Origin of the sequence: Flavihumibacter cheonanensis, from assembly GCF_022352215.1 — a bacterium.
GTDB classification, from domain to species: Bacteria; Bacteroidota; Bacteroidia; order Chitinophagales; family Chitinophagaceae; genus Flavihumibacter; species Flavihumibacter cheonanensis.
This window is the reverse complement of record NZ_JAKRWF010000001.1, coordinates 1,130,486-1,149,601: the sequence shown is the minus strand read 5'-3', so window position 1 is coordinate 1,149,601 and position 19,116 is coordinate 1,130,486. Positions and strand designations below refer to the sequence as shown.

Below are 19,116 nucleotides of genomic sequence, written 5' to 3'. Positions count from 1 at the left end.
ATAGTTAATGTGATGTATTACGAGACAAAATTTTGCTGACAGTTAGGGCGAGTCCCCAGCTGTTGTAGTTGTTCCATTTGTTATCCCAAACACAGGCTGCTCCTAATTCCCAATTTTTGGGAAGGTGATACCCATATTCAATACCAAGTCGCGTTAACCAAAGACTTGTATGTCCGTGGGATGTTTCTGTTCCAATACCTGCAAGAAAAGAAAAATGCTTACCGGGTTTGTAGAGAACAACAGGCACAATGGCCCAGGGATAATTCCTTTCGATTTCCTTATTTTTTGAATTGTTAATGACAAAGGATTCAAGGATGATATCATTTTGTAATCCGATGGCCCATTTGGAATTGATCCAGTAATCATAGTTCAGCGACCAGGAAGCCAGTGCCAGCCACTTCGTATCATTGTCAATTTTTCCCTGGGATACATGTGTATGACCCAGGCCAAGAGTGAAACGATTTTGCTGAGCTTTGGCAAAGCAACTATAGAGTAGTAGTACATAAATCAGTTGTGATCGCATAGCCGGTTATTTCGGGAAAATGAGTGAGATGCCTGCGCGTATACCAAAATCAGGTTTGTTATCAGGACTAAGATGTATTCGGGGACCAATACCAAGGCTCACAGTCTGGCTGCCAAACTTTGTAACAGCACTGGCGGTGGGAACAAACACAATAGCATTGATATCATTTTCCCAATCGCGGGTGTACTCAAAGCTGGCAGCAATACCGGCCCCGCTTTTCCAGTTATAGGTCAGGAAAGGGTTAAGGAAGGTAGCATTGATAGCAGACCTGTTCTTATCTCCTGCGATAGAAACAAGATGGTTGACAAGTCCGCCATAGGTCCATCCATTCTTTTGGGAAAGAGCAACCAAAGTTGGACCAATCGCCCATTTTTTTGATCCCAGAAATTGATTGGTAGCCATCGGTACTACTATAACCGGACCGGCGCCCCAGGTGAGTTTACTATTTTTGGGACTCAGAAATCCACTTATCACGGCGTCACCAATTCCGGTTTGTTGGGAAGAGGGCCCGGTATAATTGTGTTGAGTAGTAACCGGAACAATCCAGCGGGTGATAAGATTAAGGTTTTTAGAAACGGAGAAGGGAATAACCGGTTGCACATTAATCACCATACGGGAACCATTGTTGGTGCCAGCTCCAAAATCGGTATTGGTTTGAATGGGGACTGAAATCAGATTGGCAACCGGGTTGGCTAATTTCTTGGCGAGTTCTTCTGCCTCGGAGGAGGGTTGTTCTTGGGCATCAGTAGCTGAGCTAAACAGGAATAAAGCAAGTAGCGAAAACAAGAATTTCATAGAAAAGCAGCTGGTGGTTATTAAAATATTAATAAAGTTAATATGTGTTGGTATAGCAATTGGAGGATAAAGGAGTTGGTAGAATAAGTTCTACAGAAGAAAGCCCTATTTTTAAGCCGGCGTAATAAGCAATTGCAGCATGGCAAACCTGATAAAATCGGAATATTTTAAACTATGGAAATCTAACCTTACAATAGATATTCAGAAGGAATTTGCTGCTATTGAGCAATTGCAACTGGAGCCACACAGTTTTACCTTTTATACTTCTGTTTCAGTAATGTCTTCTTCAAGAATTGAAGGTGAGCAGCTGGAGGTGGATAGTTTTGTGAAGCACAAAATGTTGAATATTGAATATCTGCCTGAATTGACTGAGAAGCCAAATGATTTATACAATGCATACCTGTTTGCTAAAGAAAACAAATTAAACCCTGCCAATTTTTTACAAACACACAGACTTGTTTCTGCGCATTTGTTACCAGAAAACCAGCGTGCATCCATTCGGAAAACAGAAATGCTTGTAATGGAGCATGCAACTGGTAGAATTCAATACGAAGCAGCGCCTTTAACCATAGTAAAGGAGCAATATGGAACGTTGTGGGATGAAATTGAACAGCTGCTCCAACTGGAATTAACTATAGAAGATCTATTTTACTATGCGGCATTTATCCATTTGGTATTTGTAAATATTCATCCTTTTAGCGATGGGAATGGCCGAATGGCTCGGTTATTGGAAAAATGGTTTTTAGCTGAAAAATTGGGAGAGAGAGCCTGGTACATTCAATCAGAGAAATTTTACTATAAAAATGTATCTAATTATTATAAGAACCTTTCAAGATTGGGATTGTATTATGGAGAGTTGCAGTATGAAAAATCAATACCCTTTCTACTTATGCTTCCGCAATCCTTAATTGTACCCTAATTTCGCATCCATGAAATACGCAAATCAGATTGGAGCCTTATTAGCAGCGGTGGTAATTGCCAGTTGTTTTATTACCTGGATTAAGATTCCTGATACAGCCATTACCATTTCAGGATTTGCGACGGAGGGTACACGTTATGGGAAACCCGGCCTCGTAAATGTGGTGATGAGCTCCATAGCAATTTTGCTTTTCCTGATTCCGAGGATCTGGGCAAAGAGAGCCAACCTGTTTTTTTCCGGCTTTAACCTGGCCTGGGCGTTTCGGAACTTTATTTTGCTGAGCACTTGTCATGCTGGTGATTGTCCCGACCGGCAACCAGCCTTTTTCATTTACATTATTGCCGCCTTGCTGCAATTGGTGATGTCCTTCCTGCCCAACCAGGCTATCGCCAAAAAATAAAAGCCCCGAAGGGCTTTTCTTAATTAAGTTTTATAGTTGTTTCAGACAGCTGCCTATAATCTCAACAGCTTCCAGCAACTGCTCCTTTGTAATGATTAACGGAGGTGCAAATCGGATCTTATCTCCATGCGTAGGCTTGGCCAGCAAACCAGCATCTTTCAAGAGTAAGCAAAGCTGCCAGGCGGCATCCGGATTGGAATGTTTGATCACAATCGCATTCAACAATCCTTTTCCACGAATGGTACCAATATAGGGTGAATCCAGTTTGGCCAGTTCCAGCCTTAGTAATGCTCCCATCTCTTCAGCACGTTCCGCCAGCTTTTCATCTTCCAGCACCTGCAGGGCTGCCATCGCCACCTTACAGGCCAACGGGTTGCCGCCATAAGTAGAGCCATGTTCACCCGGATGAATATTATTCATGATGAAATCATCCGCCAATACCGCACTTACCGGCAGTACACCTCCACTCAGGGCTTTTCCTAATATCAAGATATCAGGACGTACGTTTTCATGATCACAGGCCAGCATCTTTCCCGTACGTGCAAGACCGGTTTGAATTTCATCCGCAATAAAGAGGACATTGTATTTCGTACAGAGTTCGCGCACGCTGCTCAGGTAGCCTTCCTCCGGCACTACCACACCTGCTTCTCCCTGGATGGGTTCAACCATAAAGGCAGCTACATCAGGGTGTTGCAAAGCTTTCTCCAATGCCGGCAGGTCGTTATACGGAACCAGGTCAAAGCCGGGCATAAAGGGACCAAACTGGTGATAACTGCTGGGGTCAGTTGAAGAGGAGATTGCCGCCAGGGTTCTGCCCCAGAAATTATTTTCCGCAAATATGATCCGGGCCTTGTTTTCAGTAACTCCTTTTTTTACATAAGCCCATCTGCGCGCCAGTTTGATAGCCGTTTCTCCACCTTCCACCCCGGTATTCATCGGCAATACTTTATCGTAGCCAAAGAGTCGGGTAATATATTGTTCGTATTCCCCAAGCAGGTTGTTATGAAAAGCCCGGGAAGTGAGTGTGAGATCCTGCGCCTGCTCAATCAGGGCCTGAATGATTTTGGGATGGCAATGTCCCTGGTTAATGGCACTATAGCCACTCAAAAAATCAAAGTAACGATTACCATCCACATCCCAGAGAAATACTCCCGAGCCTTTAGACAATACGACCGGAAGGGGATGATAATTATGTGCTCCATACTTGGATTCCAAATCGAGATAATACTGCGTCTTTTCAGACAGCGCAGTTACAGCAACTGACATGAGTCTTGTATTAGAAGAGTTAAGTAAGAAAATTAAAAAGGAGAGGGCATACAACGCCCATGTAAAAACGATCAATTCCTTCAATGATTGAGGAAGTCCAGGTTGAAAGCCAGAAAGGCTGGTATGTGTTTTTGAGCTCGCATGAACACTGGCAAGATAGCCATTTATTTTGATTCCAAAAGGGTGTAGTGCGAGGGAAATTGCTCTTTCCAGTCAGCCGGAGCAGTATCAAAAATTCCATAGACTGTAGAACCGGTACCGGTCATAGCAGCATAGGTCGCCCCCATGGCATAAAACCTCTCCCGGATGGATGCAATCTCCGGATGGGCGTTGAAAACTACGGGTTCGAAATCATTTAGCAGGATATCCTTCCATTGATCCAGGGGAAGAGCTGAAAGGTCGGGAAAAGCTGGAGCGGGTTTGCTCAGATCCAATTGGCTAAAGGCCCAGCCAGTTGAAATATGAATACCTGGATTGGCTAACAGGATGGTTTTGCCTTTGAGTTGGGGTAGTTCAATCTGGGTTAATTCCTCACCTCGACTAGCAGCATATGCTGGTTGATTTAGTAAGAAAAATGGACAATCACTACCAAGTTCGAGTGCAAAAGCTTTTAGTTGCTCATCCGGACAATCCAGCTTGAATAATTGGTTGATCAACCGCAGCGTAAAAGCGCCGTCTGAAGATCCACCACCAAGTCCGGCTCCCATAGGAATAATCTTATGCAGGTAGAGGGAAATGGGAGGCAGGTCATAAGCTGCCTGCAGTTTTTGCCAGGCCCGGATACAAAGATTGGTTTCGGGATCTCCACTAATCGGCAAGCCGCTGGAATGAAAACTGAATTCATCAGCTCGTACGGCTTCCAGCATATCGGAGAGTTGGATGGGGTAAAAGACAGTACGAAGGTTGTGATAGCCATCAGCCCGTTTACCGGTAATCTGTAAACCAAGATTGATTTTTGCATTCGGGAAGACTATCAAAACAGGTGTTTGGGTAGTTATTTTTTCCGGCTGTTGATTTCATCGCGGATGGCGATAGCGCGGATATAATCTTCCTGTTCCAGCACTTCATTCAATAGGGTATGAAGTTCCTCCACACTAAGTGTTTTCAGATCTTCATGTGCGGATTCCTCTCTCTCCGGAGCTGAAACCTGCTTTTTCTTTTTGCCGGAAGTGTCTTCCATCAGAATGCCTGCGTTTTCGAGGATGTTCTCATACGTATAAATAGGACATCCAAAACGTACCGCTAGTGCCAGGGCATCTGAAGTGCGGGAATCAATTTCAACGGTATCGTGTTCGCCTACGCACACAAGCTTGGAATAAAAGATGCCTTCCTGCAGATCACTGATGATGATTTCAGTTAGCTCTACATTAAAAGCACTCATGAAATTTTTCATCAGGTCGTGGGTCAACGGGCGACTGGGCTGCATTTTCTCCAGGGCCACGGCAATCGCCTGGGCTTCGAAACCGCCAATAACTATAGGCAATCTGCGCAATCCGTTAACTTCTCCCAGCACCACTGCATAGGAATGCGTTTGGGTAATGCTGTGGGACAGGGCCACTATTTCCAGTTCTATCTTCCTCATAATGAAGGCACGAAACTACGGGATTTTAATAAAAAATTGAGAGGGATTTACCCTCTCAATTATCAACCTTCCTTAAACATTCAGGTTAGCTTATTTTCCCTTGAGTTTTTTAACGGAGTCAATGATTTTGGGCATCACTTCGAAAGCATCTCCTACGATTCCGTAATCAGCTGCTTTAAAGAAAGGTGCTTCGGGATCCTTGTTGATCACTACAATCACCTTGCTTCGGTTAACCCCGGCCAGGTGTTGGATGGCACCAGATATACCTACCGCGAAATACAGATTCGGTGCAACTGCACCGCCTGTTTGTCCCACATGCTCATGGTGCGGGCGCCAGTGTGAATCAGCAACAGGTCTGCTACAGGCAGTTGCTGCTCCCAGCAGATCGGCCAGTTCTTCGATCATACCCCAGTTTTCCGGGCCTTTCAAACCGCGACCACCACTCACTACCAGTTCTGCTTCACTAAGGGGGATCTGACCTTTTATTTTATTGGTACCGGTTACTTTGATTTTTGCAGCTGGTACGGTTAAGTTGATGTCTGCCACTTCTGCACTGCCATCGCCATTGGAAACAGAGAAGGCATTCGGCGTAAGGGCTATGATTTTGATGGGAGAACTAACTGCTACCTGTGCAAAAGCTTTTCCACTGAACACTGCTTTCTTTACAACAAAACTATTGCTGGTATCGGGCAGAGCAACTGCGCCAGCCACCAGTCCGGCTTTGAGCCTTGCTGATAAACGCGGACCGAGGGCTTTACCAGTTACATTATTTGATACAACAACAACCGTCGCCGCGAGACTGGTAACAGCTTCCGCAACCATAACAGCCTGTTGACCGGGATCAAACTGGTTGAGGGAATCGTTTTTTACCTGGTGAACTTTCTGAAGTCCCTGTTTGCCGAGGGCGGACAGGTCTGCATTCAGCGTGCCTAATACCAGTCCGTGTGCTGCAACCCCCAGCTGACTGGCGAGTTGAGCGCCATAACTGGCAGCTTCGAGGGAAGATTTTTTTATTTCTCCATCTGTATGATCGATATATACAAGTACTGACATAGAATCGTTTTTAAAAGTGGGTGCAAAAAATTAAATAACCTTGGCCTCTTCGTGAAGCAGTCTCACCAGTTCTTCCGGGTTGTCGGCTGGAACCAGTTTCACTCCGGCTTTTGCTGGAGGAAGTTCAAATCCGGCTATAGAAGTCAGGGCCTCCACAGCAACCGGCTCCACAACTTTCAGGGGTTTGGTTCTGGCCCCCATAATGCCCTTCATATTAGGAATGCGCTGTTCAGCCATGCCTTTTTGTGCACTTACAACCAAAGGAAGGCTTGCTTCAACGGTTTCTTCGCCACCTTCAATTTCGCGGGTCAGTTTAGCATTGCTGCCTTCTATATCCAATTTGGTAGCCAGGGAAACATAGGGCCAGTCGAGCAATTCGGCAACCATCCCGCCAATAGAAGAACCATTGTAATCGATGGTTTCTTTACCAGTAAATACCAGGTCATATCCTCCATCTTTTGCAACCTGTGCGATCTGGCTGGCGATGGTAAAGCTATCCTGGCTTTCGATATTGACGCGAATGGCTTCATCACCACCCAGGGCAAGTGCTTTGCGTATAATGGCATCATTCTCTGCACCACCCACATTTACCAGGTGTAAAACAGTGGTGGGATCTTTTTCCTTTAATTCGATGGCGCGCACCAGGGCATACCATTCATCATAGGGATTGATGATCCACTGAACACCCTCTGTGGCGAATTTCGTGTTATTGTCTGTGAAGGCTATTTTTGCCGTAGTGTCCGGCGTTTTACTAATACAAACTAGAATTTTCATACAGCGCTCGTTTCGTAAAGATTAAAAGTTGTTTATGCAACTACTTAACACAAATATACGTTTGTTAGTTTTGCAGCAAAGCTTTTACGGATAAAAAATTTATTAATTCTATATGGATCGAATTCAGCAATTGAAAGCCTACCTGGCTGCCAGTCCGACTGATTCCTTTTTGCAGCATGCACTGGGATTGGAATATATCAAACTGGGAGAAGAGGAGCAGGCAAGGGTGGTTTTCCAGGAATTGCTGGCTGCCAATCCGGGGTATGTGGGAACTTATTACCATTTAGGGAAATTACTGGAACGAACCGGCAATACGGAGGAGGCCATCCGGGTGTACCAGGAAGGCATGCAGCAGGCGATGAAAGCTGGTGATCAGCATGCATTGGGTGAGTTAAGAGCGGCTTTGGAGGATCTTATTTATTAAAGGCCATCTGGTTATTAGCAGCCCGGGGGTGATAAAACCAGGAAAGAATGCCGGTCAGTAACATCAGGCGGAAAATAAAATAACTCCAGAAGTTGATATTCCAGGCATCTTCGGCGCCATCGGACTGTGCAAAAACGATATAACACCCTTCGATGATGAGATAGACGAAATTATAAAAGAGGAATCCGGCAATGATCAGGAATTTACTAAGATAATGCGCGTTTTCCTGGTAGAAGGAGTTTTTATAGAGTAGGGACATGGAATAAATAGAGGCCAGTAAAAACCAGGTGGCGGGAGCAACCAGGTTCCAATAATACGTCTTTTGCGGACCCATAAAAAAGATGGTGACCAACCAGGCGAGTAAAACCGGGATAACGGAGACGATTAAAAATTTCCGGTAACGATTTTCCGGCCAGATATGAAAGAGAACGCCGAGCCCGGTTAGGGTATCAACATGAATGCTTAGGTTGGAGACCAATTCATATTGAACGGAGAATAAGCCAAAGATCCAGCCTATGATAAAGAGCAATACACTGTACAGGATATTGAGGGTTAGGAATAAAAAAATGGGATTCGTCCATGCTTTTTTCAAAAGGATAAAAAACAGGGAGATGATCAAGGTTGCAAAAGTCAGCTGATCGATCAGCTGTAGTAAGAAGCCCTGGTTTGGCATAGCTTCGGATACGGTTAATGGTTATAAAATCAAACACTAAACTAAGTGGATATATTTATTTTCGGAAGGTAATCTTACGAGGGAAAACACTCGATTTTAAACATGCAGACATTACTAAAACAAGTAGAAAGCTTTATTGAGAAGGAACAACTGTTCACCAGGATCGATCGGTTAGTGGTAGGCGTTAGTGGCGGATTGGATTCGGTGGTGTTGGTCCATGTACTTCAACGTTTGCAATACCAGGTGGAGCTGGCGCATATAAATTATGGATTAAGAGGAGCGGAGAGTGAAAGCGATGAACAGTTTGTGCGGCAGCTGGCAGAGCAATGGGGATTGACTTTACAAGTGAAGAAAATTGATCCGGTTGTGTTTAGTAGGGAAGGCAATCTGCAGGAAACAGCGCGTAAGCTGCGTTATGCATGGTTTGAAGAATTGGTATACATCGAGAAGCCCCTGCGGCAAGGTCAGCCATCCGCTTATATGGTAACAGCCCATCATGCCAATGACCAGGCTGAAACCATCCTGATGAATCTGTTTCGGGGTTCCGGATTGAAGGGAATCAAAGGCATGCAGCCGAAAAGAGGCAAGCTTTGCAGGCCTTTACTGTTTGCAGAAAGAGCCAGCCTGGAAGCCTATGCTGCCGCTGAGGGCTTGAACTGGGTAGAAGACAGTTCCAATCTAACGGATAAATACAGCCGAAACAGGATCCGGCAGCAGGTGTTGCCAGCCATAACAGCATTGTATCCTGATAGTATTCGGAGAATCTACCTGAACAGTAGAAATTTTCAAAGTCTGGCTGCTTACACGGAACAACAGGTGCAGCGAAGCCTGGTTAAATTAATTGAACAAAAAGGAACAGAGCAGTGGCTGCCTATTTTGAAATGGAAACAAACAGTGGGCGCGGACTATTTGCTCTTTGAATGGTTGCAGGGGGCAGGATTCAGTGCGGAGCAGGTTGAACAGGCGGTTGCACTGATGGAAAGCCAAACAGGTCAGTATATTCAAAATGAAGAATACCAACTCTTGAAAAACAGGAATTGGTTGATTCTGTCGAAAAAGGAGCCGGCCCTGAATGAGTGGTTGGTAATAGAAACGCCTTCGGGTGAACTTGAGTTCCCGGGAGGCAGGTTGAGTTGGTCCAGTCAAAGCGGGGAGGAGTTTACCATTCCAACCGAATCTTCCATTGCAGTGCTTGATAGTAGCCGGTTACCATTCCCTTTATTACTGCGTAAATGGAAAGCGGGAGATTATTTTTATCCCCTTGGTTTAGCCAAAAAGAAAAAGATAGCGCGGTTTTTGACTGATGAAAAGCTTTCCAGGAATCAAAAAGAAAACACCTGGGTGCTGGAAGCTGATAAAAAAATCTGTTGGGTGGTTGGCTTGAGACCGGATGACCGCTTTAAAGTAAAAACATCCACCAAAAAGATGATTCGGTTTCAGTTACACCTGCCTGTTAGTAGCGGGCTTTGATGGTTTCGATAAAAGCGGGAATGATATCAATATTGGCAATGAGCTTTGCCATAATGATAGTATATAGTACCCCAAAGATAGCACCGCTAAAGTGAGCCCGGTGACCTATATTTCCTCCTCCGCGTTTTGCCAGGAAAGCTGATAAGGCAAGGAAGATCACGCCAAAAATATAACCGGGCATGCCGGGTAAAAAGAAGACAGAAATTTTCTGTGCCGGGTCGAGCATGATGAAAGAAAATATCACGGCAGAAACAGCGCCCGATGCACCCAATGCTCGGTAGGCGTAATTGTTTCTGTATTGAAAATAGTCGGGTAACACGGAAACGATCAGTCCAAATATATACAAGCCCAGGTAAACCAGTTTGGCTTTGGATCCAAATAACATCGGGTTGCTATATAAATAACCTTCTACATATTCACCAAAGGACCACAAGGCCAGCATATTAAAAGCCAAATGCATCACGTCCGCGTGCACAAATCCATTGGTGAAAAAACGATAATATTGTTTCTGGCTATCAATTTGTGCCGGCCAGAACAGTAAATCTTCTTTTATTTTTTCCTTACTGAAGGCCGAAACGGAGATTGCTATAGTTAAAATGACGATCGACAGAGTAATGCTAATCATGCTCGAAAGATACAAATTTCAGTGAGTCCCCAAAAGGTTAGGAATGGTGGTATTTTTCATTGCGCAGGATGGTGCAGGCCCGGTACACCTGCTCTGCCAGCAGCAAACGAACCAGTTGGTGCGGGAAAACCAGTTTGGATAAACTCCAGGTAAAATTGGCTCTTTGCTGAACACTGTTATCCACCCCATAAGCACCTCCAATTAAAAATATCAGTTGTCGCCTGCTTTCATTAGCTCTGTCCTGTATTAGTTGGGCCAGGTCAGGTGAACTGATGTTTTTTCCTCTTTCATCCAGCAATACCAGGTAGTCATCCGGCTGCAACTGCTGCAGGAACAATTGAGCTTCCTGTTTTTTGATCTGGTTCGGTTCTGTGAGTTTGGAAGGGGGCAACATTTTCCATTCGCAGGGAAAATAACGTGTCACCCGACGGGTAAAATCATCCAGCGCCTCTCTGGTGGAAGCTTCCTGTTGTTTACCAAAACTCACCAACCAGATTTTCATAACTTTAAAATTGCCACAAATAAAGGAACTATGCAGCAAAAACGAATGATAAAAAAGTTAACCAGCTTGGTATCAGGTCTTCTTGTATTGATTGCTTCCGCAACGGCTCAAACTACTGATCGATTGTTTTTGGAAGCTGCCATCACCAAAATGCGGCATTCTAAGGAGTATACACTAAATGTGGCCCGGCTGATGCCGGACGAAAAATTCGACTTCCGGCCTACCTCAGGAGAAATGACATTTGGAGAACAGCTCATTCATATCAGTTCGAATCTGGGATGGCTGTCTTCTGCCTATCTACGTGTTGGAGAAAATCCGGTTAGTTCAGCGGCAAAAAAAGCAACGAAAAAAGAGGAGATTATTCAAGTGGTAACCAGCACGTATGAGTATGTACTTGAAGTGTTAGAAAAGTTTGAATTGGCGCAACTTCAGGATACGGTTTCTTTTTTTGCCGGACCAATGAATAAATTACAAATCATCAATCTGATAAATGATCACCAGACCCATCACAGGGGACAATTATTGGTTTATTTGCGATTGAATGGTATAAAACCTCCGGATTATGTTGGATGGTAGGGGTAGAAACAAAAAGAGTTAGCATCTTAAAGATACCAACTCTTTTACAACTATTCTAGTCTGTGACTCCGTCAGGATTCAAACCTGAAACCTTCTGATCCGTAGTCAGATGCTCTATTCAGTTGAGCTACGGAGCCATTCCCGTTAAGGGAGTGCAAAGATAAGGGAATCGATCTTTACATTCCAAAAATTTCAAGACCGATTTCCCTGATTTTTTTAATAATGCCAGCGCACAAATGCCTCCATAGCAGCGTATTGCGTTAAGCCGAGTTGCGCATACTGCTTGGCAGTTTGCGCATTCCGGTCTTCCGCACGCTGCCAGAATTCGCGGGAGTCGGAGCCCTGGAAAGGCACCATATCTTTCTGCGACTGGTGGATAAAAATGCCATGCCTTTTTTTAATCACCTGATCCGGACTCATCGGGATGGCCATTTCAATTTCTTCAATGTTCCACTCCTGCCATGCACCTTTGTACAACCAAACCCAGCAATCCTTGATCCACTCATCACCTTCTGCTTTGATGCGACGCAGGCTTTCAAACACGATATCCAGGCAAACCTTATGCGTTCCATGTGGGTCCGCCAAATCACCCGCGCAATACACCTGGTGCGGTTTTACTTTTCTCAGCAGTTCCATGGTTATACGCACATCTTCTTCGCCCATGGGCATTTTCTCTACCCGACCGGTTTCATAAAAGGGCAGGTTCTGGAAATGTACATTTTCATCCTTGATACCAACATAACGACAAGTTGCTTTAGCTTCTCCTCTGCGGATCAGTCCTTTGATGGCTCGTATCTCGGCAGTATCGCTTTCACTTGGTTTTTTATTCGCAAGGAATTTATGGGCAGCGGTCAGAATTTCGCGCGACTTACTGCTATCAATACCCGAAATTTCTTCAAAGCCTACGGCGAAATCAATAAAGCGGGTTACAAATTCATCTGTAACAGCAATATTACCACTGGTTTGATACGCCACATGCACATCATGACCCTGATCGTGCAAACGCATAAATGTGCCACCCATGCTGATAATATCATCATCCGGGTGCGGAGAGAAGATTAGACAGGTTTTGGGGTAAGGCAGCGAACGCTCCGGGTGAGCAGGAATAACGGCATTGGGTTTGCCTCCCGGCCAGCCTGTGATACCATCGCGCAGCATATAAAATACCTGGAGGTTGATCTCATAAGCATCCCCTTTTTCAACTAGCAGATCACCCAGGCCATATTCATTGTAATCGCTATTCGTCAGGCCCAGTATAGGTTTGCCGGTTTTCAATGCCATACTTACCACGGCTTTTTTTACCATAGCAGGTGTCCATTCAATATCACCGGTCAGCCAGGGTGATTTAAAACGGGTAAGTTCAGATGCCGCCATTTCATCCAATACATAAATAGTATCGTTGTGTTGTTGCAGCAGGGAGGCGGGTATTTGTTCGATGACAAGTTCCTCAACAGCTTTTTGCACCACTGGCGCTTTCATTGGCCCCCAGGCCATCAGGTAAATTTTGCGGGCTTTGAGAATCGTATCAATTCCCATGGTAACCGCCAGTCGGGGTACTTCTGAAATATTCGGGAACTCAAAAGAGTTGGCAATACGGGTAGAATTATCGAGGGTAATCATCCTGGTTTTAGAATACCGGCTGGAGCCGGGTTCATTGAAACCAATATGACCATTGTTACCAATACCGAGGATCTGAACATCAATACCGCCTTCTGCTTCAATCATGGCTTCATAATCGGCACAGTGTTTTTTGATTTCATCCTTTGGCAGTTCGCCATTAGGGATATGAATGTTTTCGGGCTTGATGTCAACATGATTGAACAGGTGCTCACGCATGTAACGGTTATAACTTTGCAATGCATCCTGATCAATTGGATAGTATTCATCCAGGTTAAAGGTTACCACATTGCTGAAACTGAGTCCTTCTGTTTTGTGCAGCCGAACCAATTCAGCATAAACAGTTTTGGGGGAGGAACCGGTTGCGAGTCCCAATACACATTTTTTCCCTTCCGCCTGTTTTTGACGGATGACAGCTGCAATTTCGTTGGCAATAAACAGGGAGCCTTCCTTCAGGTTGTTGAAAATCCTGACTGGAATCTTCTCGAATGAATCTACCATGGTTGTTTTAATTTGGTCTTTTGCTTAATGAATGAGCGAAAGTATAAAAATTAGCAACTTTACCATAGAAATCATTTTTTTCATGGATCGAAGCGCCAGGTATAAGAGGTTCCTGGCAACCTGGTAATTGATTTCCATGATTTCACTCACTTCTTCATAACTGAGACCGAGATAGTATTTGAGGTAGATCACCTCTTTCTGGCGATTGGATAATTTATCAAAGGCCCTGATGAGTTGTTTGGCTCTTTCGGTTTCATCCTCCCGGTGGATCATGAAGGTATCGTGGCTCAGTTCAAAAACCATGTCTTCCTTTAAAAAAGCTTCGGAAGTGATCTTGCGCTGGCTGAGCTGGCGGTATATTTTATATTTCAGGGATTTGAAGAGGTAGGCTTTGACGGATTTGACTTCTACCTGGCTGCGACTCTTCCAGAGTTCCATGAAAAGTTCCTGGATACAGTCTTCCAGGGCATTCTGGTCCTGCATGATTTTGCTCCCGTACAGGAAAAGCGGACTGTAATATTTCCTGAAAAGGAAGCTAAATGCCTCTTTATCACCATTTTTATAGGCATCCCACAGTTTGCTATCTGACTGAGCAGCTTTCAAATTAAATTTTCGTTTTGGTTCCGGGGGCAATCGTTTGGTATGTAATTTATTAACAAATTTGCATCTTAATGTAAAAAAAACACTTCAAAAAAGTTACAACTGTGTTAGGAATGTAACTATAACTGTACGAGAAGATCAACATGAACAATTCACGTGAGAAATTGGAAGAAGTACTTTTGGATGAGCAGTTTTTATCCTGGTACTATAAAAGCGACCAGGAAAAAGGCCGGCTTTGGGAAGAACGTCGTTCCAGGGGCGAGATAAACCCCTTTCTGCTGGAGGAGGCAATCGAAATATTGGAGCAATTGAAGATCAGTGAAGCCGTCCCTTCTGCGGTACAGATAGCAGCTGCTGAAGCCAGGCTTTGGGAACAACTGGAAGAGGAATCGGAAGAGCTGGTAGAAACTTCAAAAATTATCCCCTGGTATAAAAAAACATTGAGCATAGCTGCGGTGGTTATCCTGCTCGTATCAGCCGCCTGGCTGGTTCGAGGATATCTGCAACCCAATCTGCTGGATGTAAAAACCGGTTTTGGAGAAATTTCAACGATAGAACTGACAGATGGATCGGATGTAACATTAAATGGGAACTCAGCATTACAATATCGCCATCCTGATTTTTTTCATAAGGATCGCGAGGTTTGGTTGGAAGGAGAAGGTTTTTTTGAAGTTCAATCAACTCCGGATAAAAAAGCTTTTATTGTTCACTTAGATGGACTGGATATTCATGTAACCGGCACCCAATTCAATGTTTACAAGCGCTCCGATAAAACCGAAGTGTTGTTGACCGAAGGAAGTGTTATTGTAACGTCAAAGTTAAACAAAGATACTGTACACCTTCTTCCGGGTGAACTGGCCAGTCTTGAAAATGGTAAAATACATAAGAAAACGGGTAATACTCCACAAGTAATTGGCTGGAAAGAACGTAAATTCATCTTCGAAAATACCAGCCTTGAAGAAGTTGCCCGGTCCGTGGAAGCCCTATATGGTATTGACGTTCAGTTAGAAGGTGATACAACATCCAGAATGACCATCAGTGCGATTTTACCATCGGATAATCTGGATGTGTTTATTCAATCACTGGAAGCCACCCAGGAATTTAGTGTGAAGCGGGATGGAAAAGTGGTGACAATTGGACCGGCAGTTCGCTAGGCTTTGGTAATACCAAAGACTGCTACTGCTATTGAATGCGTAAATCCTGTGCCACCAATATAATTGATGTAGGGCTCCTATTACTCTTGCTCATCGCGAGTTGTGGAGGTTTTTCTGCTTTTGCACAGGAGTCCCAGCAAAGACCCCTTTTTGCTATTCTTCGGGAGCTGCATGAGAAAAAAGGTGCCTATTTTTTATTTGCACACAAATCATTTGGAGATAAAAAAGTTACTCCTTGTCCGGATAAAAACCTGCCTGTAGAGAAAATTCTTAGCTGTCTGCTAAGTGAATCAGGCCTGAGTTTCAAGCAGGTAAATACCAATACGTTTGTAATTATTGAATCACAGGAAACTACCCTGTCGATTGGTTCGGCTCCAGCTGTTGCTGAGAAAAGCAATCTGCAAGGCAAAGTGATCTCCTTCCAGGGTGAGGCCATCCCCAATGCAAGTATTGAAATCTACCAGGATAATCGCTGGATTGGGGTTACCACCGATGCAGAAGGAAAATTTTCCCTTCCTTATATTGGGGCAACTGAAATCAGGATCAGCTCTATTGGATATGAAACTGAGCGAATGCCGGTTAAATCGAACCAGTTTTTGCAGGTAATGCTCAACCCCGTGCAGAAAGAAATGGCCGAAGTAGTGATAACCTCCCTGGGTGTACATCGTGAAAAGAAAAGCCTTGGTTATTCTATCAGTACCGTTGATGCAGAAGATCTCAACCGGGTGGGTAATACCAATTTTGCTGCAGCCCTGTATGGAAAAGCAGCTGGGGTTCGGATTACTACTGCTCCAGGAGGAGCTACCAGTGCTGTTCAGGTGCAGATCCGGGGACTGAATTCCCTGAATTTTAATGCACAGCCCTTATATATATTAGATGGAGCAGTGATCCGCAATATCAATGAGAAAGGAACTGAAGGTATCAATAACCAGGGTTACTGGATCGACCAGCGAATCCGGGGAAATGGTATACTGGACATCAATCCATTGGATATTGAAAGTATCACCATTTTGAAAGGAGCAAGTGCTACTGCTTTGTATGGCTCGGAGGCTGCCAATGGTGTGGTGGTTATCACTTCCAAAAAAGGTGCGCAAAGGAAAGGGATGGGCATTGACTTCAATTATTCTTTTGGAGTTGAAAAAGCTGCTTTTTTACCAAAGTTTCAAAATGAGTTTGGTCCCGGGCTGGACAGGATCAGCAACCTGGCAGCGGGGGCAAACGAAGATGGATGGATTCCGGTAGATACAGATGGTGATGGCAAAGAAGATGACCTGCGACCCAATTTTTTGGCCTGGGCGCAATTTGGCCCGAGGATGGAAGGCCAGCAAGTACCCTGGTGGGATGGCACCCGGCAACGTTTTAGTCCACAGCCCAATAATTACCGGGATTTTTTCCGCACGGGAATGAATTCCATCTTTAATATATCCTTTGCTGATCAAACAGAGAAAGCTAGTTACCGGCTGGCATTAACCCGGAATGATTACAAGGGAATCCAGGTAGGGGGCAATCTCCAGCGAACCACTTTTTTCCTGAACACGCAATATAAGATATCGCCCAAACTCAGTGCTGATGTGGTGTTCAGCTGGGTGAACAGCAGGGTGTTGAATCGTCCACTCCAATTAACCAGGGTAGTGGCAGCTTATGATGGTTTTTTAAGCCGGGCAGACAGAACCGATTTGTTGTTCGACAATTATAAAACCAGCCAGGGATATAAATGGGTACCCTGGGATCAGTCGGTTCGTAATCCCGATGAGGCATTTCGATACCCGGTAAAAGTGGAAGCACTTAATCTATTGTGGACGCAGCTCAGAAACCGGGAACTGGAAGATCAGAACCGCCTCTTCAGTGTAGCCACTGTTAATTATAAATTCAATGAAGCGTTGAGTTTCAGGGCGCGGGTGGGACAGGATTTTACCAGTCTGCAGATTGATACCCGCAACTTCAGTGAATATCCTGAGGAGTTTAACGGAATAACCAGCACAGGCCATTATGGTAATTCGGAAGGAAGGTATAGTTTGATTTATGGAGATGCGCTCGCAACCTATGAAAAGAAACTTGATGCCAATTGGCGTGTCAGTTTAAATGCGGGCTACCAGGTGAGAGAGGAAAAGTATACGGATCAGACCTCCACCACTTCCGCGGGCCTGGTAAAAGAGAACTGGTTTAATCTGAGTAATTCATTCGGGCCCTTGATCAACCGAACAAACCGGATCAATAGTTTGCGCTATGCCTACCTGGGATTTGCACAGGCTTCCTGGAAGAACAGTTATTTCCTCGAGCTAACTGCGCGGCAGGAGTATTCATCTACATTGCCGCCAGGAAAGAACAGTTATTTCTATCCATCCTTAAACGGAACTGTGTTATTGCATGAAGCACTGAAACTGCCTTCCTTTATGAATTATGCCAAATTCCGCGCGAGTTATGGTTTTGTTGGAAATGCACCACCTCCTTATACGGCAGCTATTACGTATAACCAGCAGGTATTACCCACCCAAAGTGGAAATGTTTCTGTTCAGCAACCGCAGACGAGATATGGTAATAACTCCATACGTCCGGAGCGTAAACAGGAAGTGGAACTGGGAATAGAAACAGTTGCCTTGAATAACCGGTTGGGAATAAATTTCACCTGGTATCAGAACCAGACACATGATCAGATATTACAGTTAACCGTACCTGTTAGTATGGGCGCTGGTTCCAGGTTGGTAAACAGTGGAGCTTTAAGGTCATCCGGAATTGAACTGGGATTGGATGCGATACCTGTATCAGGCAAGCAGTTTCATTGGAAGACTGGCATCAATCTTTCGTATGTATCAACTCGAACCATGAAACTGGCGGAAGGAGTGAAGGAAATGGTTTACCAGGAAATGGAACAGGGAGCTATTAGGATCATGGCGGAAGAAGGAAAAAAGGTAGGTAACATTTATGTATACCCGAAAAAAACAAATGCACAAGGGCAGCCAATCGTAGGGGCAAATGGTCTATATATAATTGATAATACCCGCTATAAAAAAGCAGGTAATATCATGCCGGACCTGATAGGAGGCTGGATGAACAGTATCCGGTATCGGTCGTTCAGCCTGGATTTGATGATGGATTACCGCATAGGCGGACAGTTGGTATCACCGGCGCTGAAGTATAATTTAGGTGCAGGCATGTATGAATCCACCCTGAAATACAGAAATGAAAAATATGGAGGTTTGCCCTATTATATAGATCCAAACGGGCAGAAGGTAGCTCTGGCCAATCACCAGCAGCAAGCTCCGGGTGGTGCAAAAATTTTCAGGGATGGAATGATCCTTCCCGGTGTAGGATTGGATGGTAAGCCAAACACACAAATTGTGGACGCTGCCTATTATTATATGAACATGTTTTACTGGGGCCCCAACGCATTAAATGAAGAAGGAGCGATTTATGATAACAGCTATCTGAAAATGAGAGAAGCTTCCTTAAGTTATTCATTGCCTGCAAAGCAATTGACAAAATGGAAAATTCAATCCATGCGGTTCTCATTGATCGGAAGAAATTTATTTTATCTATGGCGTACCCTGGAAAACTTGGATCCGGAAACACCTATTGGAACAGCCTGGACCAGGCAGAGCATTGATGACGGAACCACAGCAGCTACCAGGAGTTTTGGCGTATCTATTCAAATGGGTTTTTAG

The 19,116-nt window shown here is 44.5% G+C and carries 19 protein-coding genes and 1 tRNA gene; 7 read left to right on the top strand and 13 right to left on the bottom strand.

Going from position 1 to position 19,116, the window contains the following annotated elements; all coding sequences use genetic code 11:
• Positions 1–4 precede the first annotated feature (4 nt).
• Both MD536_RS05010 and MD536_RS05005 read right to left on the bottom strand, forming a co-directional pair.
• Positions 5–523, bottom strand: coding sequence for a hypothetical protein (locus MD536_RS05010; RefSeq protein WP_239596365.1), 519 nt, complete (start codon positions 521–523; stop codon positions 5–7).
• 6 nt (positions 524–529) lie between these two features.
• Positions 530–1,318 carry a hypothetical protein gene (locus tag MD536_RS05005; protein WP_239596363.1) on the bottom strand — a complete coding sequence of 263 codons (789 nt, stop codon included), beginning with the start codon at positions 1,316–1,318 and terminating at the stop codon, positions 530–532.
• Between the two features lie 139 nt (positions 1,319–1,457).
• On the opposite strand from MD536_RS05005, the gene MD536_RS05000 reads away from it, so the two are divergent.
• Both MD536_RS05000 and MD536_RS04995 read left to right on the top strand, forming a co-directional pair.
• A complete protein-coding gene (locus tag MD536_RS05000) occupies positions 1,458–2,237 on the top strand; it encodes a Fic family protein (protein ID WP_239596360.1) in 780 nt (259 codons plus the stop codon).
• Between the two features lie 10 nt (positions 2,238–2,247).
• Positions 2,248–2,637, top strand: coding sequence for a hypothetical protein (locus MD536_RS04995; RefSeq protein WP_239596357.1), 390 nt, complete (start codon positions 2,248–2,250; stop codon positions 2,635–2,637).
• 30 nt (positions 2,638–2,667) lie between these two features.
• On the opposite strand, the gene rocD is transcribed toward MD536_RS04995, so the two are convergent.
• From rocD to MD536_RS04970, 5 genes are all read right to left on the bottom strand, one after another.
• Positions 2,668–3,903 (bottom strand): ornithine--oxo-acid transaminase, encoded by a 1,236-nt coding sequence (gene rocD, locus MD536_RS04990; RefSeq protein ID WP_239596356.1) that lies wholly within the window; start codon positions 3,901–3,903, stop codon positions 2,668–2,670.
• 164 nt (positions 3,904–4,067) lie between these two features.
• The gene (gene ispE / locus MD536_RS04985; protein ID WP_239596354.1) at positions 4,068–4,880 is read right to left on the bottom strand and encodes a 4-(cytidine 5'-diphospho)-2-C-methyl-D-erythritol kinase; all 813 of its coding nucleotides are present in this window, start codon (positions 4,878–4,880) and stop codon (positions 4,068–4,070) included.
• Between the two features lie 17 nt (positions 4,881–4,897).
• A complete protein-coding gene (locus MD536_RS04980; RefSeq protein ID WP_239596352.1) occupies positions 4,898–5,485 on the bottom strand; it encodes a bifunctional nuclease family protein in 588 nt (195 codons plus the stop codon).
• A 90-nt stretch (positions 5,486–5,575) separates the two neighbouring features.
• A complete protein-coding gene (locus MD536_RS04975; RefSeq protein ID WP_239596350.1) occupies positions 5,576–6,538 on the bottom strand; it encodes an electron transfer flavoprotein subunit alpha/FixB family protein in 963 nt (320 codons plus the stop codon).
• A 30-nt stretch (positions 6,539–6,568) separates the two neighbouring features.
• Complete coding sequence (locus tag MD536_RS04970; protein ID WP_239596349.1) at positions 6,569–7,312, bottom strand: electron transfer flavoprotein subunit beta/FixA family protein; 744 nt, start codon at positions 7,310–7,312, stop codon at positions 6,569–6,571.
• Positions 7,313–7,424: 112 nt separating this feature from the next.
• On the opposite strand from MD536_RS04970, the gene MD536_RS04965 reads away from it, so the two are divergent.
• Positions 7,425–7,736 (top strand): tetratricopeptide repeat protein, encoded by a 312-nt coding sequence (locus tag MD536_RS04965; protein WP_239596347.1) that lies wholly within the window; start codon positions 7,425–7,427, stop codon positions 7,734–7,736.
• Here MD536_RS04965 and MD536_RS04960 read toward each other — a convergent pair.
• The gene (locus MD536_RS04960) at positions 7,726–8,409 is read right to left on the bottom strand and encodes a hypothetical protein (protein WP_239596345.1); all 684 of its coding nucleotides are present in this window, start codon (positions 8,407–8,409) and stop codon (positions 7,726–7,728) included. The two genes, MD536_RS04965 and MD536_RS04960, sit on opposite strands and share 11 nt — an antisense overlap.
• 102 nt (positions 8,410–8,511) lie before the next feature.
• On the opposite strand from MD536_RS04960, the gene tilS reads away from it, so the two are divergent.
• Complete coding sequence (tilS, locus tag MD536_RS04955) at positions 8,512–9,879, top strand: tRNA lysidine(34) synthetase TilS (protein ID WP_239596343.1); 1,368 nt, start codon at positions 8,512–8,514, stop codon at positions 9,877–9,879.
• Here tilS and MD536_RS04950 read toward each other — a convergent pair.
• The gene (locus tag MD536_RS04950; RefSeq protein ID WP_239596341.1) at positions 9,863–10,504 is read right to left on the bottom strand and encodes a rhomboid family intramembrane serine protease; all 642 of its coding nucleotides are present in this window, start codon (positions 10,502–10,504) and stop codon (positions 9,863–9,865) included. The two genes, tilS and MD536_RS04950, sit on opposite strands and share 17 nt — an antisense overlap.
• A 37-nt stretch (positions 10,505–10,541) precedes the next feature.
• A complete protein-coding gene (locus MD536_RS04945; RefSeq protein WP_239596338.1) occupies positions 10,542–11,006 on the bottom strand; it encodes a 23S rRNA (pseudouridine(1915)-N(3))-methyltransferase RlmH in 465 nt (154 codons plus the stop codon).
• Positions 11,007–11,036: 30 nt separating this feature from the next.
• Here MD536_RS04945 and MD536_RS04940 point away from each other — a divergent pair, with 30 nt between their 5' ends.
• Complete coding sequence (locus MD536_RS04940) at positions 11,037–11,582, top strand: DinB family protein (protein WP_239596336.1); 546 nt, start codon at positions 11,037–11,039, stop codon at positions 11,580–11,582.
• A 63-nt stretch (positions 11,583–11,645) separates the two neighbouring features.
• On the opposite strand, the gene MD536_RS04935 is transcribed toward MD536_RS04940, so the two are convergent.
• The 3 genes from MD536_RS04935 to MD536_RS04925 all read right to left on the bottom strand — a co-directional run bounded on the left by MD536_RS04935 (position 11,646) and on the right by MD536_RS04925 (position 14,303).
• A tRNA-Arg gene (locus tag MD536_RS04935) sits at positions 11,646–11,719 on the bottom strand.
• 79 nt (positions 11,720–11,798) lie between these two features.
• Positions 11,799–13,712: a glucosamine-6-phosphate deaminase gene (gene nagB, locus MD536_RS04930; RefSeq protein ID WP_317208117.1), complete on the bottom strand. Its 1,914-nt coding sequence runs from the start codon at positions 13,710–13,712 to the stop codon at positions 11,799–11,801.
• Positions 13,713–13,724: 12 nt separating this feature from the next.
• Positions 13,725–14,303: an RNA polymerase sigma factor gene (locus MD536_RS04925; RefSeq protein WP_239596333.1), complete on the bottom strand. Its 579-nt coding sequence runs from the start codon at positions 14,301–14,303 to the stop codon at positions 13,725–13,727.
• 140 nt (positions 14,304–14,443) lie between these two features.
• Between MD536_RS04925 and MD536_RS04920 the strand changes: the two genes are divergently transcribed.
• Together MD536_RS04920 and MD536_RS04915 are read left to right on the top strand one after the other, a co-directional pair.
• The gene (locus MD536_RS04920; protein WP_239596331.1) at positions 14,444–15,454 is read left to right on the top strand and encodes a FecR family protein; all 1,011 of its coding nucleotides are present in this window, start codon (positions 14,444–14,446) and stop codon (positions 15,452–15,454) included.
• 35 nt (positions 15,455–15,489) lie between these two features.
• A complete protein-coding gene (locus tag MD536_RS04915; RefSeq protein WP_239596329.1) occupies positions 15,490–19,116 on the top strand; it encodes a SusC/RagA family TonB-linked outer membrane protein in 3,627 nt (1,208 codons plus the stop codon).

Excerpts from the sequence above, each read along its gene's own strand:
- MD536_RS05005 (WP_239596363.1), bottom strand. The coding sequence starts at position 1,318 with ATGAAATTCTTGTTTTCGCTACTTGCTTTATTCCTGTTTAGCTCAGCT.
- MD536_RS04940 (WP_239596336.1), top strand. The coding sequence starts at position 11,037 with ATGCAGCAAAAACGAATGATAAAAAAGTTAACCAGCTTGGTATCAGGT.
- tilS (WP_239596343.1), top strand. The coding sequence starts at position 8,512 with ATGCAGACATTACTAAAACAAGTAGAAAGCTTTATTGAGAAGGAACAA.
- MD536_RS04980 (WP_239596352.1), bottom strand. The coding sequence starts at position 5,485 with ATGAGGAAGATAGAACTGGAAATAGTGGCCCTGTCCCACAGCATTACC.
- rocD (WP_239596356.1), bottom strand. The coding sequence starts at position 3,903 with ATGTCAGTTGCTGTAACTGCGCTGTCTGAAAAGACGCAGTATTATCTC.
- MD536_RS04915 (WP_239596329.1), top strand. The coding sequence starts at position 15,490 with ATGCGTAAATCCTGTGCCACCAATATAATTGATGTAGGGCTCCTATTA.
- MD536_RS04950 (WP_239596341.1), bottom strand. The coding sequence starts at position 10,504 with ATGATTAGCATTACTCTGTCGATCGTCATTTTAACTATAGCAATCTCC.
- MD536_RS04995 (WP_239596357.1), top strand. The coding sequence starts at position 2,248 with ATGAAATACGCAAATCAGATTGGAGCCTTATTAGCAGCGGTGGTAATT.
- MD536_RS04945 (WP_239596338.1), bottom strand. The coding sequence starts at position 11,006 with ATGAAAATCTGGTTGGTGAGTTTTGGTAAACAACAGGAAGCTTCCACC.
- MD536_RS05010 (WP_239596365.1), bottom strand. The coding sequence starts at position 523 with ATGCGATCACAACTGATTTATGTACTACTACTCTATAGTTGCTTTGCC.
- MD536_RS04970 (WP_239596349.1), bottom strand. The coding sequence starts at position 7,312 with ATGAAAATTCTAGTTTGTATTAGTAAAACGCCGGACACTACGGCAAAA.
- MD536_RS04960 (WP_239596345.1), bottom strand. The coding sequence starts at position 8,409 with ATGCCAAACCAGGGCTTCTTACTACAGCTGATCGATCAGCTGACTTTT.
- MD536_RS04975 (WP_239596350.1), bottom strand. The coding sequence starts at position 6,538 with ATGTCAGTACTTGTATATATCGATCATACAGATGGAGAAATAAAAAAA.
- MD536_RS04965 (WP_239596347.1), top strand. The coding sequence starts at position 7,425 with ATGGATCGAATTCAGCAATTGAAAGCCTACCTGGCTGCCAGTCCGACT.
- MD536_RS05000 (WP_239596360.1), top strand. The coding sequence starts at position 1,458 with ATGGCAAACCTGATAAAATCGGAATATTTTAAACTATGGAAATCTAAC.
- MD536_RS04920 (WP_239596331.1), top strand. The coding sequence starts at position 14,444 with ATGAACAATTCACGTGAGAAATTGGAAGAAGTACTTTTGGATGAGCAG.